This is a genomic window from Microbispora sp. KK1-11 (assembly GCF_006874435.1).
Classification (GTDB): domain Bacteria; phylum Actinomycetota; class Actinomycetes; order Streptosporangiales; family Streptosporangiaceae; genus Microbispora; species Microbispora catharanthi.
Map to the genome: position 1 here is coordinate 206,203 of NZ_VIRJ01000010.1, position 22,477 is coordinate 228,679.

A 22,477-nucleotide genomic window follows, 5' to 3' on the forward strand; every position below is an offset into this window, starting at 1 on the left:
ATAGAACCTTCAGGGACTCAGATCGGGAGCGGGTCCTGGCCGAGGATCCGGGCGCCGTTGGCGGCGGAGGCGCGGACCGCGGCGAAGCCGGAGTCGATCATCTCGCGCTCGTACGAACGCAGTTCCGGGATCAGGGGACGGCCACCGGCGAGAGCGGCGGCCAGGCTCGCGGCATCCCGGAGGGCGAGATTGGCCCCGGCTCCCCCCGCCGGGCTCATCGCGTGGGCCGCGTCGCCGAGCAGCGTGACGCGGGTGGTGTCCCAGGGGGCGATCGGAACGCTGGTGCGCAATGCGAGCGGAAAGACGTCGTGCCACTCGGTGAGCATCCGCCGGATGCGGGGATGCCAGCCGTACGTCATCTCCGTGACGAGGGATCTGAGCACGTGCGGCTCCGGCGGCAGGTCCTCGGTGCGGGCGCTGAAGGAGAAGGTGGCGTAGTCGCGGGTGAGGGCGATGCCCACCACACGGTGGCGGGGCCCGGTGACCGCGCTGAACACGTGGTCCAGGTCCTCGGCCGACTCCCTCGGGATCTTGCCGTAGAGCTGGGTGAGGCCGGTGCCGACGACGCGGGCGTGCGGCAGGTGCTGCCGGCGGACGGCGGAGCCGACGCCGTCGGCGCCCACCAGCACATCACCGACGGCCGTGGTGCCGTCGTCGAAACACGCGGTCACCTGCCCGGCCTCCGTGTGGAAGGCGGTGAGGCGCTTGCCGTAGGTGACCAGCCCCTTCACGTCGGCCAGCAGGGTGTCACGCAACTCCTGCCGGTCGACCGACAGGTGCCGGCCGCCGAAATCGTGCTCCTCCAGCACCCGCAGTGCCGGATCGAGACGGACGAACCGCGGCGTGGGCGTGTGGGCGGCGGCCAGGAACGCGGCCCAGCGCTCGGGCGCGAGCACGGAGGCCAGCGCGTCGATGCCCGGGTCGCCGAGATGGAGACGGTATCCCTGCCCGCGGATCACGGGCGAGGCGTCGCGTTCGTAGACGGCCACGTCGATTCCGGTCCCGCGCAGTCCGTTGGCCAGGGCCAGGCCGCCGAGACCGGCTCCGATGACGATCACTCTCATCGCGGCTCACCGCCGAAGCCGGCCGCGTGCTCGGCGGCCCACGCCGTCAGCGGCGTGGCCGGGGCACCGGTGATGTCGCGCGACCACGTTTCCCGTGGCGCCGAAAACCAGGTAAGTGCTCATGCGCCCACGATCACCGGCGACCGGCAGCTCGCGCAGGTCGGAGGCGTAGGGGTGGCGGAAAATCGCATGGGATTATGAAATATGGCGGAAAGCGGCGTCCTGGATGACCTCGATCGTGCTCTCGTGCACGCGCTCCAGATCGACGGCCGGGCTTCCTTCCGGCAGATCGCCGAGGTCGTCGGCACCTCCGAGCACACCATCGCCCGCCGCTACCGCAGGCTGCGCTCTCAAGGGCTCCTGCGGGTGGTCGGCATGCTCGACGGCACCCGCTTCGGGCAGACCTCCTGGGCGGTCCGCCTGGTGTGCACGCCGGACGCCGCCGGGCCGGTGGCCGAGGCGCTGGCCCGGCGCGAGGACACCGTGTGGGTGCGCCTGCTGTCCGGCGGCACCGAGATCGCCTGCGGGGTCCAGTCCGGCGGAGATGGGGACGACCTGCTGCTGAAGAAGCTCCCCAGGACTCCGCGCGTGGTGTCGATGTCGGCACACGCGACGCTGCACATGTTCGCCGGATGGCGCAGCCGGGCGGCCGTGCTCTCGGACGAGCAGGCCGCGCGCCTGCGCCCGGATCACATGGACGAGCACGAGATCACCCTCGGCGGAGAGGACCGTGCCCTGCTGCGGGTGCTGGCCCGGGACGGCCGGGCCGGCTTCGGCGAGCTGGCGGCGGCGGCCGGGTGCTCGCAGACCACGGCCCGCCGCCGGCTGGAGCAGCTGCGCGCGGGCGGCGCGCTGCGCTTCGACGTCGAGATCCCCGCCCGGGCGCTCGGCCATCACGCGGAGGCATGGTTGTGGATGAAGGTCGAGCCCCGGGCGCTGACCGCGGTCGGCGCGGCCATGGCCGGGCACGCCGAGGCCGACGTGGTGGCCGCCACCACCGGCCCGACCAACCTCATGGCAGGAGTGACCTGCCGGGACACCCAGGCCCTCTACCACTACCTGACGGAGCGGGTGGCGACGCTGGACGGAGTGCGCGAGGTGGAGACCGCCCCGGTGATCCGCACCGTCAAGCGGGTGGGCACCCTGCTGCCCTGAACGAACCCGGGAGTCAGGCGACCGGCTCGGCCACGGCGGGTGCGCTGGGCTCGGCGGATGCGGAGGTGGCCCGGGTGCGGCGCAGGGAGTAGACGCTGACCGGCACGCCGACCAGCACGATCGCGGCCGCGATCAGCAGCGTGAACCGGTACGCCTCCAGGAAGGAGTGCAGCGGAGCGCCGCCGACCGCGCTCTGCCTGGCGCTGAGGATCGCGCCGAGGATCGTGATGCCGAGCAGGCCGAAGACCTCGCGGGAGACGTTGAGCACGCCCGAGGCCACGCCCGCCCTCGCGGGGGGCATCGCGTTCAGCACCACGTTGGTCAGCGGGACGAGCAGGCCGGCACCCGCGCCGTACAGCAGGAACCAGGGGAGCAGGTCGCCGTAGTGGGAGCCCTCACCCGCGCTCGACAGCCCGCCGATGGCCACCGCCATCAGGCCGAGACCGACGGCGACCGTGCCCGCGCTGCCGAAGCGCTCGGCGATCCGCGGTGAGACGCTCGCGATCACGGCCATGAGCAGCGCCATGGGTACGAAGCCCGCGCCCGCGGCCGTGGGGGAGAACCCGAGCGCGCTCTGGAGGTAGAGCGCGGTGAAGAAGTAGATGCCGAAGACGCCGAACGACCACAGGCCCATCGACAGCAGGCCGCCGCTGAAGACCCGCTCACGGAACAGCGTGAGGTCGATCATCGGCTGCGCCGTACGGGACTCGACGAGCAGGAACACGACGGCGGCCACCGCGAAGACCGCGAACGCCCCGAGGATCGGCGCCGAGGTCCACCCACGCGACTCGCCCTCGATGAGCGCGTAGGTGAGGGCGAACAGCGCCACGGCGGAGGTGGCCAGACCCGGCAGGTCGAGGGACGCCCGCCCGGACGAGGCCCGCTCGACCCTGATCGAACGCAGGCCGATCACGGCCGCGACCACGCCGATCGGCAGGTTGATCAGGAAGATCCAGCCCCAGTCGGCGTTCTCGCTGAGGAACCCGCCGGTGAGCGGACCGATCGCGAGGGCCAGGGCGCCGACCGCGCTCCAGATGCCGACGGCCGTCGCCCGCTCGCGCGGATCGGGGAAGATCCGTGGCAGCAGGGCCAGCGTCGACGGTGTCACCAGCGCCGCGCCGAGCCCCTGCACCGCCCGCGCGGCGATCAGCGTCTCCTGGCTCCCGGCGAGGCCCGCCGCCACCGACGCGAGCGTGAAGACCGCCAGGCCGCCGAAGAACGCCGTCCTGGGGCCGAAGACGTCAGCCAGGCGACCGCCCGCGAGCAGCAGGCCCGCGAACACCAGGATGTACGCGCTCACGATCCACTCCAGGCCGGAGATCGTCAGCGCGAGGTCCCGCTGGATCGTCGGCAGTGCCACGTTGACCACGTTGTTGTCCAGGTAGGTCATGAAAGTCGCGAGGGACACCGCGACGAGCGCCCACCACCGTCCGGACATGCGTCCTCCTCTTGTACGAGGTACATGTACGGCGTACATGTACGGTGCATAGGAGACCTTGTACGGCGTATAGTTGTCAAGTGCCGAGAAGGTAGGGAGGCTGCGGGCCATGGCGAACGCGGAGCGGCTGAGCCGCCTGAGTCTGGTCGAGAAGGCCGTTGAGCTGGCCGACGCCGAGAGCCTGGAGTCGGTCACGGTTCGACGGCTCGCCCAGGAGCTCGGGGTGACGCCGATGGCTCTCTACTGGCACGTCAAGAACAAGGACCAGTTGCTCGTCTGCGTCGCCGACCACCTGCTCGCGGAGGTCACGCCCGAGTTCGACCCCGCCGCGCCGTGGCAGGACCGGCTGCGGGCCATGGTCGAGGCGCTGATCCGGGTGATGCGGCGGCACCGGTACATGCCCGGTCTGCTCGGGATGGTCCTGAAGGAGGACGTGCCGAGCTTCAGCCGGGCGACCAACGCCGCGCTGGACCTGCTGGCTCAGGCCGGGTTCCGGCTGGACGAGGGCTACTTCATCTCCTCATACCTGCTGCACGGCGCGATGGCCCTGGTGGACGACGAGCCGGGGTGCCCACGCGTCATGACGCCGGAGGAGGCGGCCGAGTGGCGCCGGCAGAAGCGGCTGACCCTGGAGCGGCTTCCGGCTGACGAGTTCCCGCGCATCCTGGAGTACGCCAAGACGATGGAGGAGGAGCCCGACGCGGAGGCGTACTACGCCTTCGGCGTGGATCTCCTGATGTCCGGGGTCGAGGCCATGGCCGCGAAGAGGACGCCGAGCAGCGCGACGCAGAACAATACGAGATAGGTGGTGCGAAACCCGGTCATGAGCTGCCGCAGCGCGACCGGGGACAGCTGTGACAGCGTCCCCGCGTAGACCTGGTCGCGCAGCGCGGGCGCGACCGAGGCGGTCAGCACGCTCAGCGTCGTCGCCACGCTGAGCACGACGCCGACGTTCATGACCATCAGGCGGAAGCCGTTCACCACTCCGCGGCTCTCCTCCGGCAGCGCGCTCATGACCTGCGTCGTGTTGCCGGTCAGGAAGGCGCCGCTGCCGCAGCCGCACACGAAGAGCCCGATCCCGATCATCCAGTAGGGCGCGGCCTGACCGGCCGAGACCGTGAGGACGAGCAGCCCCGACGCCGTGAGCACGCACCCGCCCACCGACAGCGCGTACGGGCTCATCCTGCGGCCCAGCGCGCCCGACAGGGGAGAGGCGATGGTCATGCCCACAGGGACCGGCAGCACGCCCACGCCGGCGGCCAGCGCGTCGGCCCCGCGTGCGGCCTGGAAGTAGAGCCCGGCGAGCAGGATCAGCGACGAGCGCGCGAGCGCGTTGGCGAACGACGCCAGATTGGCGCACAGGAGCATGCGTCCGCCGAACAACGTGAGGTTCAGCACCGGGTTGCGCGCCCGGCGCTCCACCGCGAGCAGCGCGGGGACGAGCGCGGCGGCGGCCACGCCGGACAACGGCTCGCCCTGGCTGATGGCGATCAGAACGGCCGACAGCGCGGCGAACACGATCAGGTTGCCCAGCGCGTCCACGGACTGCCGGGGGCCTGCCGGGACCTTCCGCAGCACGGCCGCGCCCCAGACGAGCGCGACCACCCCCGCCGGGACGTTGATCCAGAAGATCCACCGCCAGCCGAGCGTGTCCGCGATCAGGCCGCCGAGCGTCGGCCCGGCGAGCTGGGCCACCGAGAGCGTGGCCATGTAGACGCCCATCCCCTGGCTGAGCCGGTCGGGCGGGAAGGCGGCGGTGACGATCACCGTGCCGTTGGCCAGGATCATGGCCGCGCCGAGCCCCTGAAGCGCCCGCAGGGCGATCAGCACGCCGACGTCCGGCGCGATCCCGGCGAGCAGTGACGCGCCCGTGAACAGGGCGAACCCGACGAGGTAGACCTCCCGCCTGCCGAGCAGGTCCGCGACGCGGCCGAAGAACACCAGCGTCGCGGTGCTGATCAGCAGGTGCGCGAGCAGGATCCAGCTCGACGCCAGCGGTCCGGCGTCGAAGTGCCGTACGACCGCGGGAAGGGCGACGTTGAGCGTGCTGGAGCTGAGCCCGATGAGGACGAGACCGAGCCCGGTGACGGAGCAGACCCTCCAGGCGTACCGGAGGGCCTTCGCATGGTCGGCTGAGCCGGGCTCTGGGGGGGGGGGGTGTCGGCCATGCCGTCGATTCTGACGTGCGCCGTACGTCTGAATTGTCGCGGAACCCGCTCACCGGGCGCGGTGCCGAATCGGCCGACACCCGTTTGGAACGTTCTTGACCGTCCGGGCTTACGGATAGCGGAGATACGCATACGTGATGTTTGGCATGACAACCCGCATATCCCTCGGCGCGTGAATCACGTGCGTAACTTTTGTATTCCGCGCACTTCGCGTGCCTTAGAGAGGGAAGTCCCGTGGCTATCAAGTTGCCGGGCGGACGCACGATCGGCCTGATGACGGCTGGTGCTCTGGCTGGATCGGTCCTGGTTCTGGGTGGTGCGGCCACCGCTTCGTCGGCGAGTGACGCCGCCTTCTACGCGTGTGTGAACAAGAGCACGCGGTATATGCGCCTGGTCAACGCCACGACGACGTGTAAGCCGACCGAGACGAAGGTGTCGTGGAACAAGACCGGTCCGCAGGGTCCGGTGGGCATCGGCGGCACCGGTGCGAAGGGCGACACCGGGGAGCAGGGCCCCCGCGGTCTGCGCGGCCCGCAGGGCCTGCGCGGTCCCGCCGGTCCGCAGGGCCCGAAGGGCGACACCGGCGCCCCGGGCAAGGACGGCAAGGACGGCGCTCCGGGCAAGGAGGGCGACCGCGGTCCCGCCGGTCCGCAGGGCAAGGAAGGCGACCGTGGTCCCGCCGGTCCGCAGGGCGAAAAGGGCGACCGCGGTCCCGCCGGCGCCGCGGGTGACACCGGTCCGCGCGGCCTGCCCGGCGAGAAGGGCGATCGCGGCCTGCCGGGCAAGGACGGCGAGGACGGCAAGAGCGCCTGCGAGATCTGGAAGAAGAGCGCCTGCTCCTCGAAGGACGAGGCCGACTTCCTCAAGTGGCTCAAGGGCCAGGGCGGCAGCGGCGGCGACGCCCCCGCCCTGAGCTCGCGGATGTCGAGCCAGTTCATCTCCGGAAGCAGCGGGACCGCCACCTGCGCTGCGGACGAGAGGGTTACCGGCGGCGGCTACAAGATCAGCTCAAGCAAGACCGTCACGGGCAGCTACATGAGCGGCAACGGCTGGACCGTCGAGCTGACGGGCAACGGCAACGGCGGTAGCGGAACCGTTTACGCCGTCTGCACGAAGATCTCGTAAGTCTGCCGGAGCGTGCCGGTGGAGTCCGTGGGGGCTCCGCCGGACGCACCGCACCTGCTTGCCGTACGCGACGAGGCGTTGGCGTACGGCACTGCGAAGGCCCTTCCGGAGGGGTTACCGGAAGGGCCTTCGTCGGTTTCGGGGGCCGTCGCCGGTTCCGGGGCCTAAGGTGTCCGATCATGACCGAGCCCTCCTACCTGCGGGTCGCCCGGGCGGCCTACGACGCCGTCGCCGCGGACTACGCCGATCGCCTCCGGCACCAGCTGGACGAGAAGCCGTTCGAGCGCGCGATGCTCGCCGCGTACGCCGAGATCGTGCGGGCGTCGGGCGTTCCCGGGCCGGTGGCCGACGTCGGCTGCGGGCCCGGCCGGATCACGGCGCACCTGCACGCGCTCGGCCTGGACGTCTTCGGCGTCGATCTGTCGCCGGGCATGATCGCGGTGGCCCGGCGCGAGCATCCGGACCTGCGGTTCGAGGAGGGGGCGATGGCTGCCCTGGACATCGCCGACGAGGCCCTCGGCGGCGTCGTCGCGTGGTACTCGATCATTCACACCCCGCCCGAGGGGCAGCCGGCGGCGCTGGCCGAGTTCCACCGGGTGCTCGCTCCGGGAGGACATCTGTTGCTCGCCTTCCAGGTCGGTGACGAGCCCTTCCACGCGGCGGAGGTGTTCGGCCGGCAGGTCGCGCTCGACTTCCACCGCCTGTCGCCGGACCGTGCGGCGACGATGCTGGCCGAGGCGGGACTGCCGGTGGTCGCGCAGCTGAAGACCGAGCGCCGCGAGTTCGAGCGGACCGCCCAGGCGTATCTCGTCGCCCGCAAACCGGTGCCTCCCCGGCGCTGAGGCGGGGACCCTCCTCGGGTCCAGACGGCCAGGAACAGAACGTGTCGAGTCTCTTACGTCATTGGCCGGTGCTTTCGGTCTCGACGGGGAGGGGGGATGGGCGGTAGCGGCCGGAGAGGCGGGCGAGTTTGAGGCTGAGATGCAGGCTCAGCCGCTCCGCGCCGTCCCTGAGGTCGGTCTCCGCCAGCTCCTCGACCCGGCGGAGGCGATAGTAGAGCGACGTACGGTGCAGGCGGAGCCGGCGGGAGACGGCCTGGGCGTTGCCGGCGAGGTCGAGGTAGATCTCCAGGGTCTCCAGCAGCGGCCGGTGCTGGGCCTCGTCCAGCAGCCGTGCCAGCCCCGGATGGAGGTTGCCGTGCGGCACTCCGGACAGCATGCGGTAGACGCCGAGGCGGTCCCACTCCGCCGAGCGCCCGAACTCCGGCACCTTCGCGACGACCTCGGCGGCGTGCAACGCCTCCTCGTACGACTCCGCCGCGAGGGAGAGCGAGGGGCGCGGCGAGCCGATCCCGACCAGGACCGGCGTCCCGAGAGCCGCGTGCATCTCCTCGGAAAAGACGCGGGTGCCCGCGGTGAGCAGTACGGCGTGGTCGTAGCGCACCAGGTGCAGGGGATGGTGCCCGGCCAGGCGCCGCCGCAGGGCCAGCAGCCCGCGTTCCATCGTCAGCCGCAGGGTCTCGTCGGCCCCGCCCTGAACGGGCCTGGCGACCGCCACGGTCACGGGCACGCCACGAGGGAACGCGCCCGCCTCGATCAGGGTCCTGTCGGCGTCGGGCTCGCGGAGCAGCAGCCCGGTGACGGCCTCCAGTTCGCGGCGCGAGGCGAGCTCGGAGGCCAGGCTCTCGTGGAACAGGGTCAGGGCAAGGGCGGGCGTGGCCTCCGCCGCGACCGCGATCTCCGGCTCGGTCATGGCCGGGGCCGCGTCGATGAACCAGAGGAAGCCGAGCGGCAGGCCGTCGTGCCGTACGGGGACGCAGACCCGCGGCAGCAGCCCCAGCTCCGGGGCGCCGGGTGTGCGCAGTGGCTTGGTCGCCTCGTGGATGCCCGCGGCGCGCAGGAAGTCGCGCACGTCGGGGGTGGTGTGGCGGCGCAGGATCGAGTGGCGGCGGACGTCGTCCATCGGTCCGTCCTGCTCGCTGTAGGCGACGACGCGCTGGCGGCCGTCCTCGAGCAGCAGGGGTCTTTCGAGCCGAAGGGCGAGGTCGTCCACGATTCGCTGCAGATCCACCACTCGGCCTCCACCTGGACGCTTCGACATCTGTAGGAGAAGGGCCCGTTGGTCTTCCCTACAAGTGACCGATGATCTGCGTCAATAGTCTCTATAGCGTCATAATTCGTGAAACTCTCAAAAACGCTGTTCCCGGGCATAGTGGCGGCCATTGCGCTCGCCCCGCTCGCGCTTACGGCGGCTCCCGCCTCCGCGGCCCCCGGCGGAGACCCCGATCACCCCTGGCGTCGTGACCACTGGCCCCAGATCCAGCCCTGGCAGCGCGACGAGCCGGACGAGGCTCAGGCACTGCGCGGCCGCGCGTCCCGGGTCGTCGCGCCGATCGACCCGCAGAACTGGAAGAACCCCGACCACATGACGTGGGCGGACTACAAGAAGATCCCGGGCACCGACTGGGCGAACCCCGCCGTGAAGGGTTCGACGCGCACCTTCAAGGGCGCGCTGGTGCTGGTGGACTATCCCAACCAGCCGTTCGTGGTCACCCAGCCGCAGAACTCGACCGTCTTCGGCAACCCCAGCTCCCAGGCCCACGACATCCCCCGTGGCCAGGTCGCCAAGTTCTACCAGGACTTCCTCAACACCCCCAACCAGCTCAACAAGGGCCACACCCTGCACGAGTATTGGATGGAGGACTCCGGCGGCAGGTACGGCGTCGACCTCACCGCCTTCGGCCCCTACACCATGCCGGGCAAGTCGCACGAGTACGCGATGGAGTACCAGCGTGACGCCTGCCCGGCGGGGGACAACTGCACCAGGAACCTGCGCGCGGACGGCAAGGCCGCCTGGCTCGCCGACGTCGGACAGGACGTCACCTCCCAGTTCGACTTCGTCTTCTATCTGAGCGCCGGTCAGGACGAGTCGTCGACCTGGCAGGAGTTCGGCATGATGAAGTTCCCCACCAAGGAGGACGTCACCGACGACTTCGGGCCGCCGGACCCGAACCTGCCCAACTGGTCCAGGACCCGCTATGTGGACTGGACGTCCTGGGCCGCCGGCTCGACGTTCTGGCCCAACGCGAACATCGGCGTCGACTCCGTTCAGGCCGAAAGCTCCGGCCAGGGGGTCTTCGCCCACGAGTTCAGCCACATCCTGGGCGTCCTGGACAACTACAACAACCCGTACGGCAACCCGCCGGTCCGGGCCTACACCGGCATCTGGGAGATGCTCAGCCGCGGCAGCTTCAACGGCCCCGGCGGCCCGCACAGCCGCTGGCTGATCCCGCCCACGGCGGGCGCGTCGATGGGCGCCCAGCACATGCTGCGCAACAAGATCAAGCTGGGCATGGTCGACGAGGACAACGTCCTGCGCCTGTCGCGCGAGGCGCTCCGCGACTCCGGCCTGGTGGTCGCCAAGGTGACCGCACGCGAGGTCCAGCCGGGCAAGGGCCGGCTGACCGGCGTCAACGTCTCCTTCGACACCGGTGACAAGTCCACCGGGTCGTGCAGCCAGCGCACCGACCCGCTCTGCGACGGCGGCAGCTACGACAACTACACCGTGGAGGTCGTCGACCGGATCGGCAGCGACTCCTTCACCCCCGACTCCGGCGTGCTCCTGGCCAAGACCAAGAACCAGGACCGGGCGCCGTTCGAGTGGGTGATCGACGCCAATCCGCAGGACATCAACATGACCGACTACGTGCTGCCCGACGGCACCAAGGTCCCGATCACGATCGGCGACTACCGGCAGCTCGCCGACGCCCTCTTCCACGCGGGCACCGACTCGGGCAGCCAGTACGAGTACGTGGACCAGGTCAACCGTCTGCACTTCTACGTCACAGACGTGCAGCGCGACGCCAAGGGGACCCTGTCGTACACGGTGGCGATCAAGTCCCTCGACGGCGCGGGCCCGCAGAAGCGGGGCGTGAAGCTGCTGCCGGGCGCCGGCGTCCCCGCCGCCCAGAAGGGCGTGTCGATGTGCAGCTTCCCGCTGTTCAACACCGGCAAGGCCGCCTCAGCTCAGGGGCAGCACCCCGAGGACGTCAGCGCGTACCTGAACAGTGACGTCTACCGGTTGAAGGCCGAGGTCGAAGGGAACGGCTGGACCACGATCACGCCCAACGCCCTCGCGGCCGTCGACTTCGGCGGCAAGCAGACCGTCACCGTCTTCGCCCAGCAGTCCGCGGGCGGCAGCCGTCACGCCACGGTGAAGCTCACGGCCACCTCCGAGAGCGACCCGTCCACGACCATGACCGCCACCTGCCACGTCAACGCCGTCTGACGCCATACAGAAGGCAAGAGGCCCTTCCGGACGGTCCGTCCGGAAGGGCCCTTTCACTCGATCGGAATCAGCCGAAGACGCGCGGGAGCGCGGACGCGTGCACCTCGCGAAGCTCCTCGACCGGGACGTCGAGGACGCCCTCGACCGTGAGCGCGGCACCGCCGGTGAGGCCGAGCCCTGAGCAGGGGACCTCGTGGCGGGCGCACAGGTCGGCGAAGGCGTCGAACGCCTCGGGCCGCACGCACACCAGCGCCCGCGCGGCCGACTCGCTGAACAACTCGACGAAGGCGTCCTCGCCCGGCAGGGTCACCGTGCAGCCGACGCCCTGGGCCAGGCACGACTCCGCCAGCGCGACGGCGAGGCCGCCGTCGGACAGGTCGTGGGAGCCCTCCAGCAGCCCGCGGGCCGCCGCCTCGGTCAGCACCGCCGCCAGGCCGCGCTCGGCCTCCAGATCGGCTTGGGGGGGAAGCCCGCCCAGGTGGCCGTGGACGACGTGCGCCCACTCCGAGCCGCCGAACTCCTCGCGGGTCTCGCCCAGCAGGAGGACCCGCAGGCCCGGAGCCGTGAAGCCGGACCTGACCCGCTGGGCCACGTCGTCGATCACGCCGAGCACGCCGACCACCGGCGTCGGGTTGATCGCGGTCGAGCCCGTCTGGTTGTAGAACGACACGTTGCCGCCGGTCACCGGCACGCCCAGGGTCCGGCAGGCGTCGGCGAGCCCGCGTACGGCCTCGGAGAACTGCCACATGACCTCGGGGTCCTCCGGCGAGCCGAAGTTGAGGCAGTTGGTGACGGCGAGCGGCTTCGCGCCGGTCACCGCCACGTTGCGGTACGCCTCCGCCAGCGCGAGCTGGGCCCCCGTGTACGGATCGAGCTTCGCGTAGCGGCCGTTGCCGTCGGTGGCGAGCGCGATGCCCCGGGTGGTCTCCTGCGCGCCCGGCATGACCTCGGAGATGCGCAGCATGCCGGCGTCGGCGGGCTGGGCCAGGACCGTGTTGCCCCGGACATACCGGTCGTACTGGGAGGTCACCCATTCCTTGGACCCGAGGTTGGGCGAGCCGAGCAGGGTGAGCAGGGTCTCCCGCAGGTCCTCTGGCCTCGGCAGGCGCTCGGGACCGTCGGCGTTGAGCTCCGCCTGCCCGGCGGGCTCGTGGAACGGGCGCTCGTAGACCGGGCCCTCGTCGGCGGCCGTGCCCGGCGGGATGTCGACGATGACCTCGCCGTCCCACGTCATGACGAGCCTGCCGGTGTCGGTGACCTCGCCGATCACGGTCGCCGGCACGTCCCACTTGTCGCAGATCGCCATGAAGGCGGGGATGTCGTCGGGTGTGACGACCGCCATCATGCGCTCCTGCGACTCGCTCATGAGGATCTCCTCGGGCCGCAGCGTGGGGTCGCGCAGCGGGACGAGGTTGAGGTTCACCTCCATGCCGCCGGTGCCCTTGGCCGCCAGCTCCGTCGTGGCGCAGGACACCCCGGCCGCGCCGAGGTCCTGGATGCCGACGACCACGTCCGCCTGGTAGAGCTCCAGGCAGCACTCGATCAGCAGCTTCTCCATGAACGGGTCGCCGACCTGTACGGCGGGCCGCTTGGCCTGCGACTCGTCCTCGAAGGTGGCCGACGCCAGCACCGACGCGCCGCCGATGCCGTCCGCGCCGGTCCTGGCACCGAACAGCACGACCTTGTTGCCGGGACCGGGCGCGGTGGCGAGCTTGATCTGGTCCTTGCGCAGCAGGCCGACGCACAGGGCGTTGACCAGCGGGTTGCCGATGTAGCAGGGGTCGAAGACGACCTCGCCGCCGATGTTGGGCAGGCCGAGGCAGTTGCCGTAGTGGCTGATGCCCTCGACGACCCCGGGCAGCACGCGGCGCGTGTCGGGCTGGTCGGCCCCGCCGAAGCGCAGCGCGTCCATGACCGCGACCGGCCGGGCGCCCATCGACATGATGTCGCGCACGATGCCGCCGACGCCGGTCGCGGCGCCCTGGTGCGGCTCGACGTACGACGGGTGGTTGTGCGACTCGATCTTGAAGGTGGCGGCCCAGCCGTCGCCGATGTCGACCACGCCGGCGTTCTCGCCCATGCCGACGAGCAGGGCCTCCGACTTGGGCGCCTTGGTCCCGAACTGCCGCAGGTGCACCTTGGACGACTTGTAGGAGCAGTGCTCGCTCCACATGACCGAGTAGATCGCCAGCTCGGAGCCGGTCGGGCGGCGGCCGAGGATGTCGCGTACGCGCTGGTACTCGTCCTCCTTCATGCCCAGCTCGGCGTACGGCTGGCGCTCGTCCGGCGTCTCCTGGGCGCGCCGCACACTGTCGGGGTTCATCGGTCGCTCACCGCTCCTCGTTCGCTCCGCGGCGTCCCTCGTTCCTCGACCCGCCACTCCGCTCACTGCGTCGGGTTCGCTCCCGGTCATGCGTTCACCAGCCGCTTCAGGATGGAGGTGAAGAAGTGGCGGCCGTCCACGCTCGGCGCGCCGGTCAGGTCCTCGACCGCGTGCTCGGGGTGGGGCATGAGGCCGACGATGTTCCCGGCCTCGTTGGTGATCCCGGCGATGTCGTTGAGCGAGCCGTTCGGGTTGCCGCCCGCGTAGCGGAAGACCACCCGGCCCTCGCTCTCCAGCGCCGCCAGCGTGTCCGCGTCGGCCACGTAACGGCCCTCGCCGTGCTTGATCGGCAGCACGATCTCCTGGCCGTCAGCGAAGTCCGCCGTCCACGCCGTACGCGTGCTCTCCACGCGGATGCGCTGGTCGCGGCAGATGTAGTGGAGACCCTCGTTGCGGGTCAGCGCGCCCGGCAGCAGGTGCGCCTCGCAGAGGATCTGGAAGCCGTTGCAGGTGCCGAGCACGGGCAGCCCGGCCTGGGCGGCCGGGATCAGCTCGGTCATGAGAGGGGAGAACCGGGAGATCGCCCCGCAGCGAAGATAGTCGCCGTAGGAGAACCCGCCGGGCAGGAAGACGGCGTCGACTCCCTTGAGGTCGTGATCGGCGTGCCACAGGGGCACCGCCTCCGCTCCGGCCAGCCGTACCGCTCGCGCGGCGTCCTGGTCGTCGAGTGTTCCGGGGAAGGTGACGACGCCCACCCGGGCAGCGCTCATGACAGTTTTCCCTCCAAGGATCCCCGCCAAGCCGGTCGCCACCGTCATCTGGCCGGACGGCGGTCTGTGGCGGTACACCTCAGGGTATCGGAGCCGCCAAATCGGCTCCCCCTGCGGAGGCCCACTTCCGATCACCCGTCACGCCGGGTTCCCCGAGCCCGGCGCGGTGCGGAGCGCGGTTCTCAGACCCCGGCGAGATGACGGTCGAGAGTGAGGTGGTGGGCGATGGCGTCCTCGTCCCAGTCGAGTTCCTTGGACAGGCGCACGGTCGTGCCGCGCCCGGGAGTGATGTCGAACGAGAGATCGTCCACGACGGCGCGCATGATCAGGATGCCCCGGCCGTTCTCGGTCTCCGCCGGCGGATACTGGCGGGGGATCATGTGCAGCCCCTCGCCTTCGTCGGCGACGCGCAACTCGCAGCGGCCGTTGCCTATGGTGGCCATGACCTCGTAGCGGTTGGCGGGACCACCGTGTCGCACCGCGTTGGCGCACGCCTCGGACGTGGCCAGGAGTATGTCGGACACGCACTCTTCGGTCACCCCTAGAGACCGCAGCGCGTCTCCCACCACTCTGCGGACCATCGGAATGCCGATCGCGTCCCGCGGCATCGCCAGTGAGAACTCAATATCCACCGGACCCCTCCCCGGTGTCGAAGGTCACCAAGGTAGGCTTCCCCGATGAATCAGGGCTAACCGCAAAATCACGCCCCCGTTATTCAGGACGCACTGGATAGGTGGGTTCGAGACGGACCGATGCCTGATTAGGGGTGGACAAGCTGCGGGAACAGTGGTGTGAAATGCGTCACTTCACCCCTCGACGCGGATCGTGAAGTCCTCGATGACCGTGTTCGCGAGCAGGGTTTCGGCCATCTTTCGGACGTCCGAAAGCGCGGCCTCGTCGGCCGGGCCGTCCAGCTCCAACTCGAACCGCTTGCCCTGCCGAACCCCGGAGACCCCGGAGAAGCCGAGTCGCGGCAGCGCCCGGGCGATCGCCTGGCCCTGCGGGTCGAGGATCTCCGGCTTGAGCATGACGTCGACGATGACGCGCGCCACGATGTTCCTCCAATTCGAATGAGGGCCCGCCGATTCGGGGAGGTCCGCCCGTTCGGGGGTCCGTTTGGGTCAAGCCTAGTGCCGCCTCGCCGGCTCGTCCCCGACGGGCCGGGACGCCGCGCCGGGCGCCCGGCTCAGTTCCTGCGCCCCGGCGGGACGAACTCGTCCAGGGACAGGGCGAGCCACAGCTCCAGGCGGTCGCGCGCCTTGCCGAGGTCGCGCCCGCAGACGCGCTCGGCCGTCTGCAGGCGGGCCCGCATGGTGTTCCTGTGGACGCCGAGACGCCTCGCCGCGGCCTCGACGCTCGCGCCGCAGTCGAGGAAGGCCCGGACGGAGGAGACGAGGGCGCCGCCGTGCCGCAGATCGTGCTCCCGCAGCGGCTTGAGCACCACGTCGGCGAAGCGGGCCACGCCCTCGGGGTCCAGGGCGTCGCGCAGCAGCGCCCACGGCTCGAGGTCGTCGACGTGCGTGTACCCCTCGCCGCCCGCCAGGGCCGTCGCATGCCGTACGGCCGACGCGATCTCGCCGATGTCCCGCGCACCGCACGCTCCCGCGGAGATGTCCAGGCCGGTGAGCGCGCCCAGCCGTTCGACCAGGGCGGGACCGAGCCGGGGATCGGTCTGCGGCACCACCAGGAGCAGCCCGCCGGCGCGCGGGCAGACGAAGACCGTCTCCTCGGCGGCCGGGTCTCCCATGATGTCGCTCAGCGCGTCCAGCGCGGGATCGGCCAGCGCCGGGGCCTCGCCCTCCACGCGGGCCACGGCCACGATCACCTCGTACGGCGGGGGCGGCATGGGGCAGATCTCGGCGAGCCGGTCGGCCGCGAACAGCGGTGCCGCCGGATCCGCGCCGGCGGCGGCACGATGGGCGGCGCTGTTGGGGACGGCACCGTGGTGGACGGCACCGTGGTGGACGGCACCGTCGAGCACGGCGCTCAGCACGGCGGCGCGCTGTGCGTGCGCGCGGGCGCGGGCCCGGTGCAGCCCCACCAGTTCGATCGCCAGCAGGCTCGCCGCCTGGTTGGCCAGGATCCTGGTGTGCCACTCGGTCGTCGCGCCGTGGAGGGCGAGCCAGCCGCGGGGCGGCCCGGTGAAGCCGAGGCTCTGCACCTGGAGGACCCGGTCGCCCTTGTCGATCACCATGGAGCCGCGGGGCCCGGTGAGCTGGCCGACCGCCTCCGCCGCCTCCGCGTGCCACGGCCGGGCTCCCTCGGGATGGGACACCCGGGGCCGTCCCCGCGGATCGAGCAGGAGGGTCTCGCAGTCGGTGTGCTCGGCGAGCGCGCGGAGGATGCCGAGCGAGCCGTGCCGCAGCGCGGCGCGGGCCATCGCCTCCTGCGCCGCCGCCGCCCGCCGCTCGCCGCGGACCCGCTCGTCGGCGTGCCAGCGGGCCACGGCCTCCGCCACGGCGATGAACGGCGTCCTGCCGGTGACCTCGAGCAGGGGCAGCCCGAGCCGGGCGGCGGCCTCGACGATCTCGGGCGGTATCTCGGTCAGGTGCTCGTCCAGCGCGAAGGCCAGGGCGGCGCAGCGTGCCCCGCTCAGCCGCTCGACGTACTCGGCGCGGCCTCGCGCGGACGCGGGCAGCCCGAGCCCGACCGTCATGACCAGTTCGCCGCCGCGCAGCCAGGGCACGGGATCGGCCAGTTCGGTCACGTGGGCCCACCTGACGTGGTTGCCCAGCCCGTCGCGGCCCGCGATCAGGGTGATCTCCAGCATGGGCATGGCCAGCACGTCGGCGACGGTGAGCGGCATGACCTCTCCTGTGCGCTTCGCCCGAGAAAGCCCCGACGATAGTGCACATCGCCCACAGTGCTCGCGTCTGACCTGGTCTTACGGTCTCTCCAACCCCCAACCCACCGGAGGACCTCATGGACCGACGAACTCCCCGCCGGGCCGCGTTCGCGGCCTTCATCGGCACCACGATCGAGTGGTACGACTTCTACGTCTACGCGACCGCCGCCGCCCTCGTCTTCGGGAACGTCTTCTTCCCTGCGTCCACCGATCCGCTGGTCGGCGTCATGGCGGCGTTCGCGACGTACGCCGTCGGGTTCTTCGCGCGTCCTCTGGGCGGCGTGGTCTTCGGTCACTTCGGCGACCGGCTGGGCCGCAAGTCGGCTCTGGTCGTCACGCTGCTGATGATGGGCGTGGCCACCTTCGCCGTCGGACTGCTGCCCACCTACGCCTCCGTCGGAGCGGCCGCTCCCGCGTTGCTGGTGCTGCTGCGGTTCGTCCAGGGTCTCGCCGTGGGCGGCGAGTGGGGCGGGGCCGCGCTGATGGCGGTGGAGCACGCCCCGGAGGGGAAGAAGACCTTCTACGGCTCGTTCGCCCAGCTCGGCAACTCCGCGGGCGCCCTGCTCGCGACCGGGGCGTTCAGCCTGATGACCTCGCTCGGCGACGAGGCCCTGCGCGAGTGGGCCTGGCGGGTGCCGTTCCTCGTCTCGGCGGTGCTGGTGCTCGTCGGCATGTTCATCCGGTTGCGGGTCGAGGAGTCGCCGGTCTTCGAGCAGGTCAGGCAGCGGCGCGAGAGCGCGCCCGCGGCCGCCGCGGAGCTTCCGATCAGGGCCGTGCTGCGGTCGTCGTGGCGGCCCGTGCTGCTCGGCATCGGGGCGCTTCCCGTGGCCATCGGCGGCTACTACATCGCGACGACCTTCCTGCTCGCGTACGCGACCGGCGCCGGCGTCGGCGTCGAGGAGCCGGTGGTGCTCAACGGGCTCAGCTTCGCCGCGTTCGTCGAGCTCGTCGCCACCCTCGTCATCTCGTGGCTCGGGGACAGGGTCGGCGGGCGCCGCGTGGTGATCGTGGGGCTGGTCGCCGTGGCCCTGCTCGCGGTGCCGCAGTTCACGGTGATGGGGACGCGCAACACGGTCCTCATCTTCCTGATGCTCGGCCTCATGCGGCTGGCCATGTCCGCGACGTACGGGCCGATGGCCACGCTGCTCGCGGAGATGTTCCCCCCGAACGTCCGCTACACGGGCATGTCGCTGGCCTACCAGGTGGCCGGGGCGATCTTCGGCGGGCTCTCGCCGCTGGCGGCGACCGCCCTCGTCCAGGCCGGTGGCGGAGGGCCCGCGCCCGCCATCGGGCTGCTGATCGGGATGTGCCTGCTCAGCGTGGTCTGCCTGGCCGTCGCGCCGCGCCACCGCGACACCCCGGCCGTTCCCGGCGTTCCCGCCGTCTCCCAGTGATCCAGTAGTTGGAGGAGTCTTGTCCGCGATCGTCATCACCAACGCCAAGGTCCGCACGATGGACCCCGGTGCGCCCAGGGGCGAGGCCCTGGCCGTACGCGACGGCCGCGTCCTCGCCGTCGGCCGGGACGCCGACGTGTCGGCCGTGGCCGGACCCGGCGCCGAGGTGATCGACGCTGGCGGCCGCACGGTGCTGCCGGGGTTCATCGACCCGCACAACCACCTGCTGTCCACGGCCGAGTCCCTGGTGTCCGTCGACGCCCGCTACCCGGCCGTGGGGAGCGCCGCCGACCTGGTGGCGGTGATCGCCGCGGAGGCGGAGCGTACGCCGCCGGGCCAGTGGATCAGGGCGTTCGGCATGGACGACGCGAAGTTTCCCGGGGGCCGGCCCTCCCGGCGTGACCTGGACGAGGCGACGACCGAGCACCCGGTGATCGTCTACCACGTCTCCGGCCACCACGCCGTGGTCAACTCCGCCGCGCTGGCGTGGCGGGGCATCACCGCGGACGTGCCCGACCCGGTCGGCGGCGCCTTCCTGCGCGACGAGGGCGGCCGGCTCACCGGGATGGTGCTGGACTCCGCGATGCAGCTGCTGCTGCCGACCGCGGTGGACATCGGCTGCCACGGCCCCAACTTCCACACCGACCTCCCGGCGGAGCAGCTGCTGTCCTGGCTCGCCGCCGCCGGGGAGAGGTACCTGTCGGCGGGGCTCACGACGGTGTGCGACCCCCAGGTGTCCCGCCGGGAGCTGTCGATCTACCGGGCCGCGCACGCCGCGGGCACGCTGCCGGTCCGCACGGTCTGCATGCCCCTGTCGCACATGCTGGACGACCTGGCCGCGCTCGGCCTGGCCGGTCCCTTCGGCGACGACATGCTGCGCCTGGGCGCGATGAAGTTCTACTGCGACGGCACGCTGCTCGGCGGCACCGCCCTGTTCAGCGAGCCGTACGGCGAGGGCGGCCAGTTCACCGGCTCCACCTATCACCGGCCGGAGCGGCTCACCGACCTGGTCCGCCGGGCGGCCGAGGCCGGCTGGCAGGTCGGCGTGCACACCCAGGGCGATCTCGCGATGGCCTACACGCTCGACGCGATCAAGGCGGCGGTGGCCGTGTCGGGGGACGACGCCCGGCCGCGCATCGAGCACTGCGGCCACCCGACGCCCGGCCAGGTGCGCGATTTCGCCGCGCTCGGCGTGATCCCGGTCAACCAGCCGAACTTCCTGCACGACAGCGGCAGGGACTTCGTGCGGCGGCTGGGGGAGCGCCGCGCCCACCGGCTCCAGCCGATGCGCGAGGAGATCGACGCCGGGCTCCGCCCGGTGCTGTCGAGCGACTCGTTCGTCTCCTCGCTGCGGCCGATGGAGACCGTGGCCAACGCCGTACGGCGGCGCACCCGCGAGGGCGACCCCATCGGCGCCGACCACGCCGTCACCCTGGACGAGGCGCTGCGCGCCCACACCGCCGACGCGGCCTACGCGCTGCGGATGGAGGACCGCATCGGCTCCCTGACACCGGGCAAGCTGGCCGACGTCGTCGTCCTGGACCACGACCTCGACCGCCTCGGCGTGGACGAGCTGGCGGGGGTGGACGCGTGGCTGACGATGCTGGGCGGGCGGGTGGTCCACCACTCCTGAGACGTGGTCCCGGGGGTGTGGCGTCCCACAGTCCGGGAATCGGAGAAGTGTGGACGGGCGGGCGGGGTCTTGCGCTAAGGGGTGTGAGTTCTGCCACGATGTCCACATATGCGCCCGGTCGCCCACCCCAGCGGCCGTACGCCCGACGACCCGGCCTTCCTGCGGGGGTGACCCCACCCGCGGGGGCCCGAGACGCACAGGAGTGGCACGTGACAGCCGACGCCCCTCGTGGTGTAGACGCACCCCCGGAGCTCGTCCAACTGCTCACCCCGGAAGGGGAGCGGGTCGAGCATCCCGACTACGACATCGAGCTGACCGCGGAGGAGGTCCGCTCCCTCTACCGCGACCTGGTCCTCGTCCGCCGCGTCGACCTGGAGGCCGTCGCGCTCCAGCGGCAGGGTGAGCTCGGCATCTGGGCGTCCCTGCTCGGGCAGGAGGCGGCCCAGATCGGCTCAGGCCGGGCGCTCACGGACGCCGACATGGCCTTCCCCACCTATCGGGAGCACGGGGTGGCCTGGTGCCGCGACGTCGACCCGGTCAAGCTGCTCGGCCTCTTCCGCGGCGTGAGCAACGGCGGGTGGGACCCGGCCGAGCACAACTTCCACCTCTACACGATCGTCATCGGCTCCCAGGCCCTGCACGCGGTCGGCTACGCCATGGGCATCCAGCGCGACGGCGCCGAGGCGGCCACGATCGTCTACTTCGGCGACGGAGCGACCTCCCAGGGCGACGTGAACGAGTCCTTCATCTGGGCCTCGGTGTTCAACGCCCCCATCGTGTTCTTCTGCCAGAACAACCAGTGGGCCATCTCCGAGCCGCTGGAGAAGCAGTCGAAGATCCCGCTGTACAAGAGGGCCTCCGGCTTCGGCTTCCCCGGGATCCGCGTGGACGGCAACGACGTGTTCGCCTGCCTCGCCGTGACCCGCCGCGCGCTGCAGAACGCCCGCGAAGGGCAGGGGCCGACGCTGATCGAGGCCTTCACCTACCGCATGGGCGCGCACACGACCTCCGACGACCCCACCCGCTACCGCCTCGCCGACGAGCTGGAGGCGTGGAAGCTGAAGGACCCCATCGAGCGGGTCAAGGCGTACCTGTTCAAGAACCAGCTCGCCGACCAGGAATTCTTCGAGAAGATCGACGCCGAGGCCGACGCGCTCGGCAAAGACGTGCGAAGCCGGTGCCTGGCGCTGCCCGACCCGCCACCCGGGGCTATCTTTGATCACGTGTACGCCGGCGCCCACGCACTCCTCGACGAGGAACGCGAGCAGTACCTGACCTACCTGGCGGGGTTCGAACGATGACCACACTCACTCTCGCCAAGGCGTTGAACGAAGGCCTCCGCCGCTCGATGGAGGACGACCCCAAGGTGCTCGTGATGGGAGAGGACGTCGGCAAGCTCGGCGGCGTCTTCCGCGTCACCGACGGCCTGCAGAAGGACTTCGGCGAGGACCGCGTGATCGACACGCCGCTCGCCGAGTCGGGCATCATCGGGACGGCGATCGGCCTGGCCCTGCGCGGCTACCGGCCGGTCTGCGAGATCCAGTTCGACGGGTTCGTGTTCCCGGCGGCCGACCAGATCATCACCCAACTGGCCAAGATGCCGCTGCGGTCGCTCGGCACGCTCAAGCTGCCGGTCGTCGTACGCATTCCGTGCGGCGGCGGCATCGGGGCGGTCGAGCACCACTCGGAGTCGCCCGAGGCGTACTTCACCCACACGGCGGGCCTGCGGGTGGTGGCGTGCTCCAACCCGGCGGACGCGTACACGATGATCCAGGACGCCGTCCGCTGCGACGACCCGATCATCTTCTTCGAGCCCAAGCGCCGTTACTGGGACAAGGCCGACGTCGACCTCGCCGCCTCCGGCCTGCCGCTCGACCGCGCCCGCACCGTACGGCAGGGCCGCGACATCACGCTGCTCGCGTACGGGCCGATGGTGAAGACCTGCCTGGAGGCCGCCGCGGCGGCGGAGGAGGACGGGCGGGACATCGAGGTCATCGACCTGCGCTCGCTCAACCCTCTCGACGTGGACGTCCTGACCGAGTCCGTGACGCGGACCGGACGGTGCGTCGTCGCCCACGAGGCCCCCGTCTTCACCGGCTTCGGGGCCGAGCTGGCTGCGCGCATCACCGAGCGCTGCTTCTACAGCCTGGAGGCGCCCGTGCTGCGGGTCGGCGGGTTCTCCACGCCCTACCCGCCGTCGCGGCTGGAGGACCACTACCTGCCCGACCTGGACCGCGTGCTCGACGCCGTGGACCGCTCGTTCGCGTACTGAGGG

18 protein-coding genes are annotated in these 22,477 nt (G+C 71.3%); 9 read left to right on the forward strand and 9 right to left on the reverse strand.

Annotated features, from left to right (window positions below):
- Positions 1 to 17: 17 nt before the first annotated feature.
- The gene (locus FLW16_RS17130) at positions 18 to 1,064 is read right to left on the reverse strand and encodes an NAD(P)/FAD-dependent oxidoreductase (RefSeq protein WP_142561085.1); all 1,047 of its coding nucleotides are present in this window, start codon (positions 1,062 to 1,064) and stop codon (positions 18 to 20) included.
- A gap of 204 nt (positions 1,065 to 1,268) precedes the next feature.
- Here FLW16_RS17130 and FLW16_RS17135 point away from each other — a divergent pair, with 204 nt between their 5' ends.
- Complete coding sequence (locus tag FLW16_RS17135; RefSeq protein WP_142561086.1) at positions 1,269 to 2,219, forward strand: Lrp/AsnC family transcriptional regulator; 951 nt, start codon at positions 1,269 to 1,271, stop codon at positions 2,217 to 2,219.
- 13 nt (positions 2,220 to 2,232) lie between these two features.
- Here the strand turns inward: FLW16_RS17135 and FLW16_RS17140 are convergent, their stop codons facing one another.
- On the reverse strand, positions 2,233 to 3,657 hold the full coding sequence (locus FLW16_RS17140; RefSeq protein ID WP_142561087.1) for an MFS transporter: 1,425 nt from the start codon (positions 3,655 to 3,657) through the stop codon (positions 2,233 to 2,235).
- Between the two features lie 109 nt (positions 3,658 to 3,766).
- On the opposite strand from FLW16_RS17140, the gene FLW16_RS17145 reads away from it, so the two are divergent.
- Positions 3,767 to 4,462, forward strand: a complete 696-nt coding sequence (locus FLW16_RS17145) for a TetR family transcriptional regulator (RefSeq protein ID WP_142561088.1) — start codon at positions 3,767 to 3,769, stop codon at positions 4,460 to 4,462.
- Here FLW16_RS17145 and FLW16_RS17150 read toward each other — a convergent pair.
- Positions 4,369 to 5,859 carry an MFS transporter gene (locus tag FLW16_RS17150; protein WP_142561089.1) on the reverse strand — a complete coding sequence of 497 codons (1,491 nt, stop codon included), beginning with the start codon at positions 5,857 to 5,859 and terminating at the stop codon, positions 4,369 to 4,371. The genes FLW16_RS17145 and FLW16_RS17150 overlap by 94 nt on opposite strands.
- 239 nt (positions 5,860 to 6,098) lie before the next feature.
- On the opposite strand from FLW16_RS17150, the gene FLW16_RS17155 reads away from it, so the two are divergent.
- Together FLW16_RS17155 and FLW16_RS17160 are read left to right on the forward strand one after the other, a co-directional pair.
- Entirely contained in the window at positions 6,099 to 6,950 is an 852-nt protein-coding gene (locus tag FLW16_RS17155) for a collagen-like protein (RefSeq protein ID WP_142561090.1), read from the forward strand.
- A 179-nt stretch (positions 6,951 to 7,129) separates the two neighbouring features.
- Positions 7,130 to 7,792, forward strand: a complete 663-nt coding sequence (locus FLW16_RS17160) for a class I SAM-dependent methyltransferase (RefSeq protein WP_142561091.1) — start codon at positions 7,130 to 7,132, stop codon at positions 7,790 to 7,792.
- Between the two features lie 58 nt (positions 7,793 to 7,850).
- Here the strand turns inward: FLW16_RS17160 and FLW16_RS17165 are convergent, their stop codons facing one another.
- Entirely contained in the window at positions 7,851 to 9,020 is a 1,170-nt protein-coding gene (locus FLW16_RS17165; protein ID WP_185949460.1) for a CdaR family transcriptional regulator, read from the reverse strand.
- 108 nt (positions 9,021 to 9,128) lie between these two features.
- On the opposite strand from FLW16_RS17165, the gene FLW16_RS17170 reads away from it, so the two are divergent.
- Positions 9,129 to 11,237 (forward strand): M6 family metalloprotease domain-containing protein, encoded by a 2,109-nt coding sequence (locus FLW16_RS17170; protein WP_260615337.1) that lies wholly within the window; start codon positions 9,129 to 9,131, stop codon positions 11,235 to 11,237.
- Between the two features lie 67 nt (positions 11,238 to 11,304).
- Here the strand turns inward: FLW16_RS17170 and purL are convergent, their stop codons facing one another.
- The 5 genes from purL to FLW16_RS17195 all read right to left on the reverse strand — a co-directional run bounded on the left by purL (position 11,305) and on the right by FLW16_RS17195 (position 17,136).
- Positions 11,305 to 13,560, reverse strand: coding sequence for a phosphoribosylformylglycinamidine synthase subunit PurL (gene purL, locus FLW16_RS17175; RefSeq protein WP_142561093.1), 2,256 nt, complete (start codon positions 13,558 to 13,560; stop codon positions 11,305 to 11,307).
- 86 nt (positions 13,561 to 13,646) lie between these two features.
- Positions 13,647 to 14,330 (reverse strand): phosphoribosylformylglycinamidine synthase subunit PurQ, encoded by a 684-nt coding sequence (gene purQ / locus FLW16_RS17180; protein WP_142561094.1) that lies wholly within the window; start codon positions 14,328 to 14,330, stop codon positions 13,647 to 13,649.
- A 182-nt stretch (positions 14,331 to 14,512) separates the two neighbouring features.
- The gene (locus FLW16_RS17185; RefSeq protein WP_079315171.1) at positions 14,513 to 14,962 is read right to left on the reverse strand and encodes an ATP-binding protein; all 450 of its coding nucleotides are present in this window, start codon (positions 14,960 to 14,962) and stop codon (positions 14,513 to 14,515) included.
- 174 nt (positions 14,963 to 15,136) lie between these two features.
- A complete protein-coding gene (purS, locus tag FLW16_RS17190; protein WP_142561095.1) occupies positions 15,137 to 15,382 on the reverse strand; it encodes a phosphoribosylformylglycinamidine synthase subunit PurS in 246 nt (81 codons plus the stop codon).
- A 134-nt stretch (positions 15,383 to 15,516) separates the two neighbouring features.
- Entirely contained in the window at positions 15,517 to 17,136 is a 1,620-nt protein-coding gene (locus FLW16_RS17195) for a PucR family transcriptional regulator (protein WP_142561096.1), read from the reverse strand.
- Between the two features lie 116 nt (positions 17,137 to 17,252).
- On the opposite strand from FLW16_RS17195, the gene FLW16_RS17200 reads away from it, so the two are divergent.
- The 4 genes from FLW16_RS17200 (at position 17,253) to FLW16_RS17215 (ending at position 22,474) form a co-directional block, all read left to right on the forward strand.
- On the forward strand, positions 17,253 to 18,569 hold the full coding sequence (locus tag FLW16_RS17200) for an MFS transporter (RefSeq protein ID WP_142561097.1): 1,317 nt from the start codon (positions 17,253 to 17,255) through the stop codon (positions 18,567 to 18,569).
- Between the two features lie 19 nt (positions 18,570 to 18,588).
- On the forward strand, positions 18,589 to 20,202 hold the full coding sequence (locus FLW16_RS17205; protein ID WP_142561098.1) for an amidohydrolase: 1,614 nt from the start codon (positions 18,589 to 18,591) through the stop codon (positions 20,200 to 20,202).
- Positions 20,203 to 20,411: 209 nt separating this feature from the next.
- Positions 20,412 to 21,503, forward strand: a complete 1,092-nt coding sequence (pdhA, locus tag FLW16_RS17210) for a pyruvate dehydrogenase (acetyl-transferring) E1 component subunit alpha (RefSeq protein WP_260615338.1) — start codon at positions 20,412 to 20,414, stop codon at positions 21,501 to 21,503.
- Positions 21,500 to 22,474 carry an alpha-ketoacid dehydrogenase subunit beta gene (locus FLW16_RS17215; RefSeq protein WP_142561099.1) on the forward strand — a complete coding sequence of 325 codons (975 nt, stop codon included), beginning with the start codon at positions 21,500 to 21,502 and terminating at the stop codon, positions 22,472 to 22,474. Before pdhA ends, FLW16_RS17215 begins: the two co-directional genes overlap by 4 nt.
- The last annotated feature ends 3 nt before the right edge of the window (positions 22,475 to 22,477 follow it).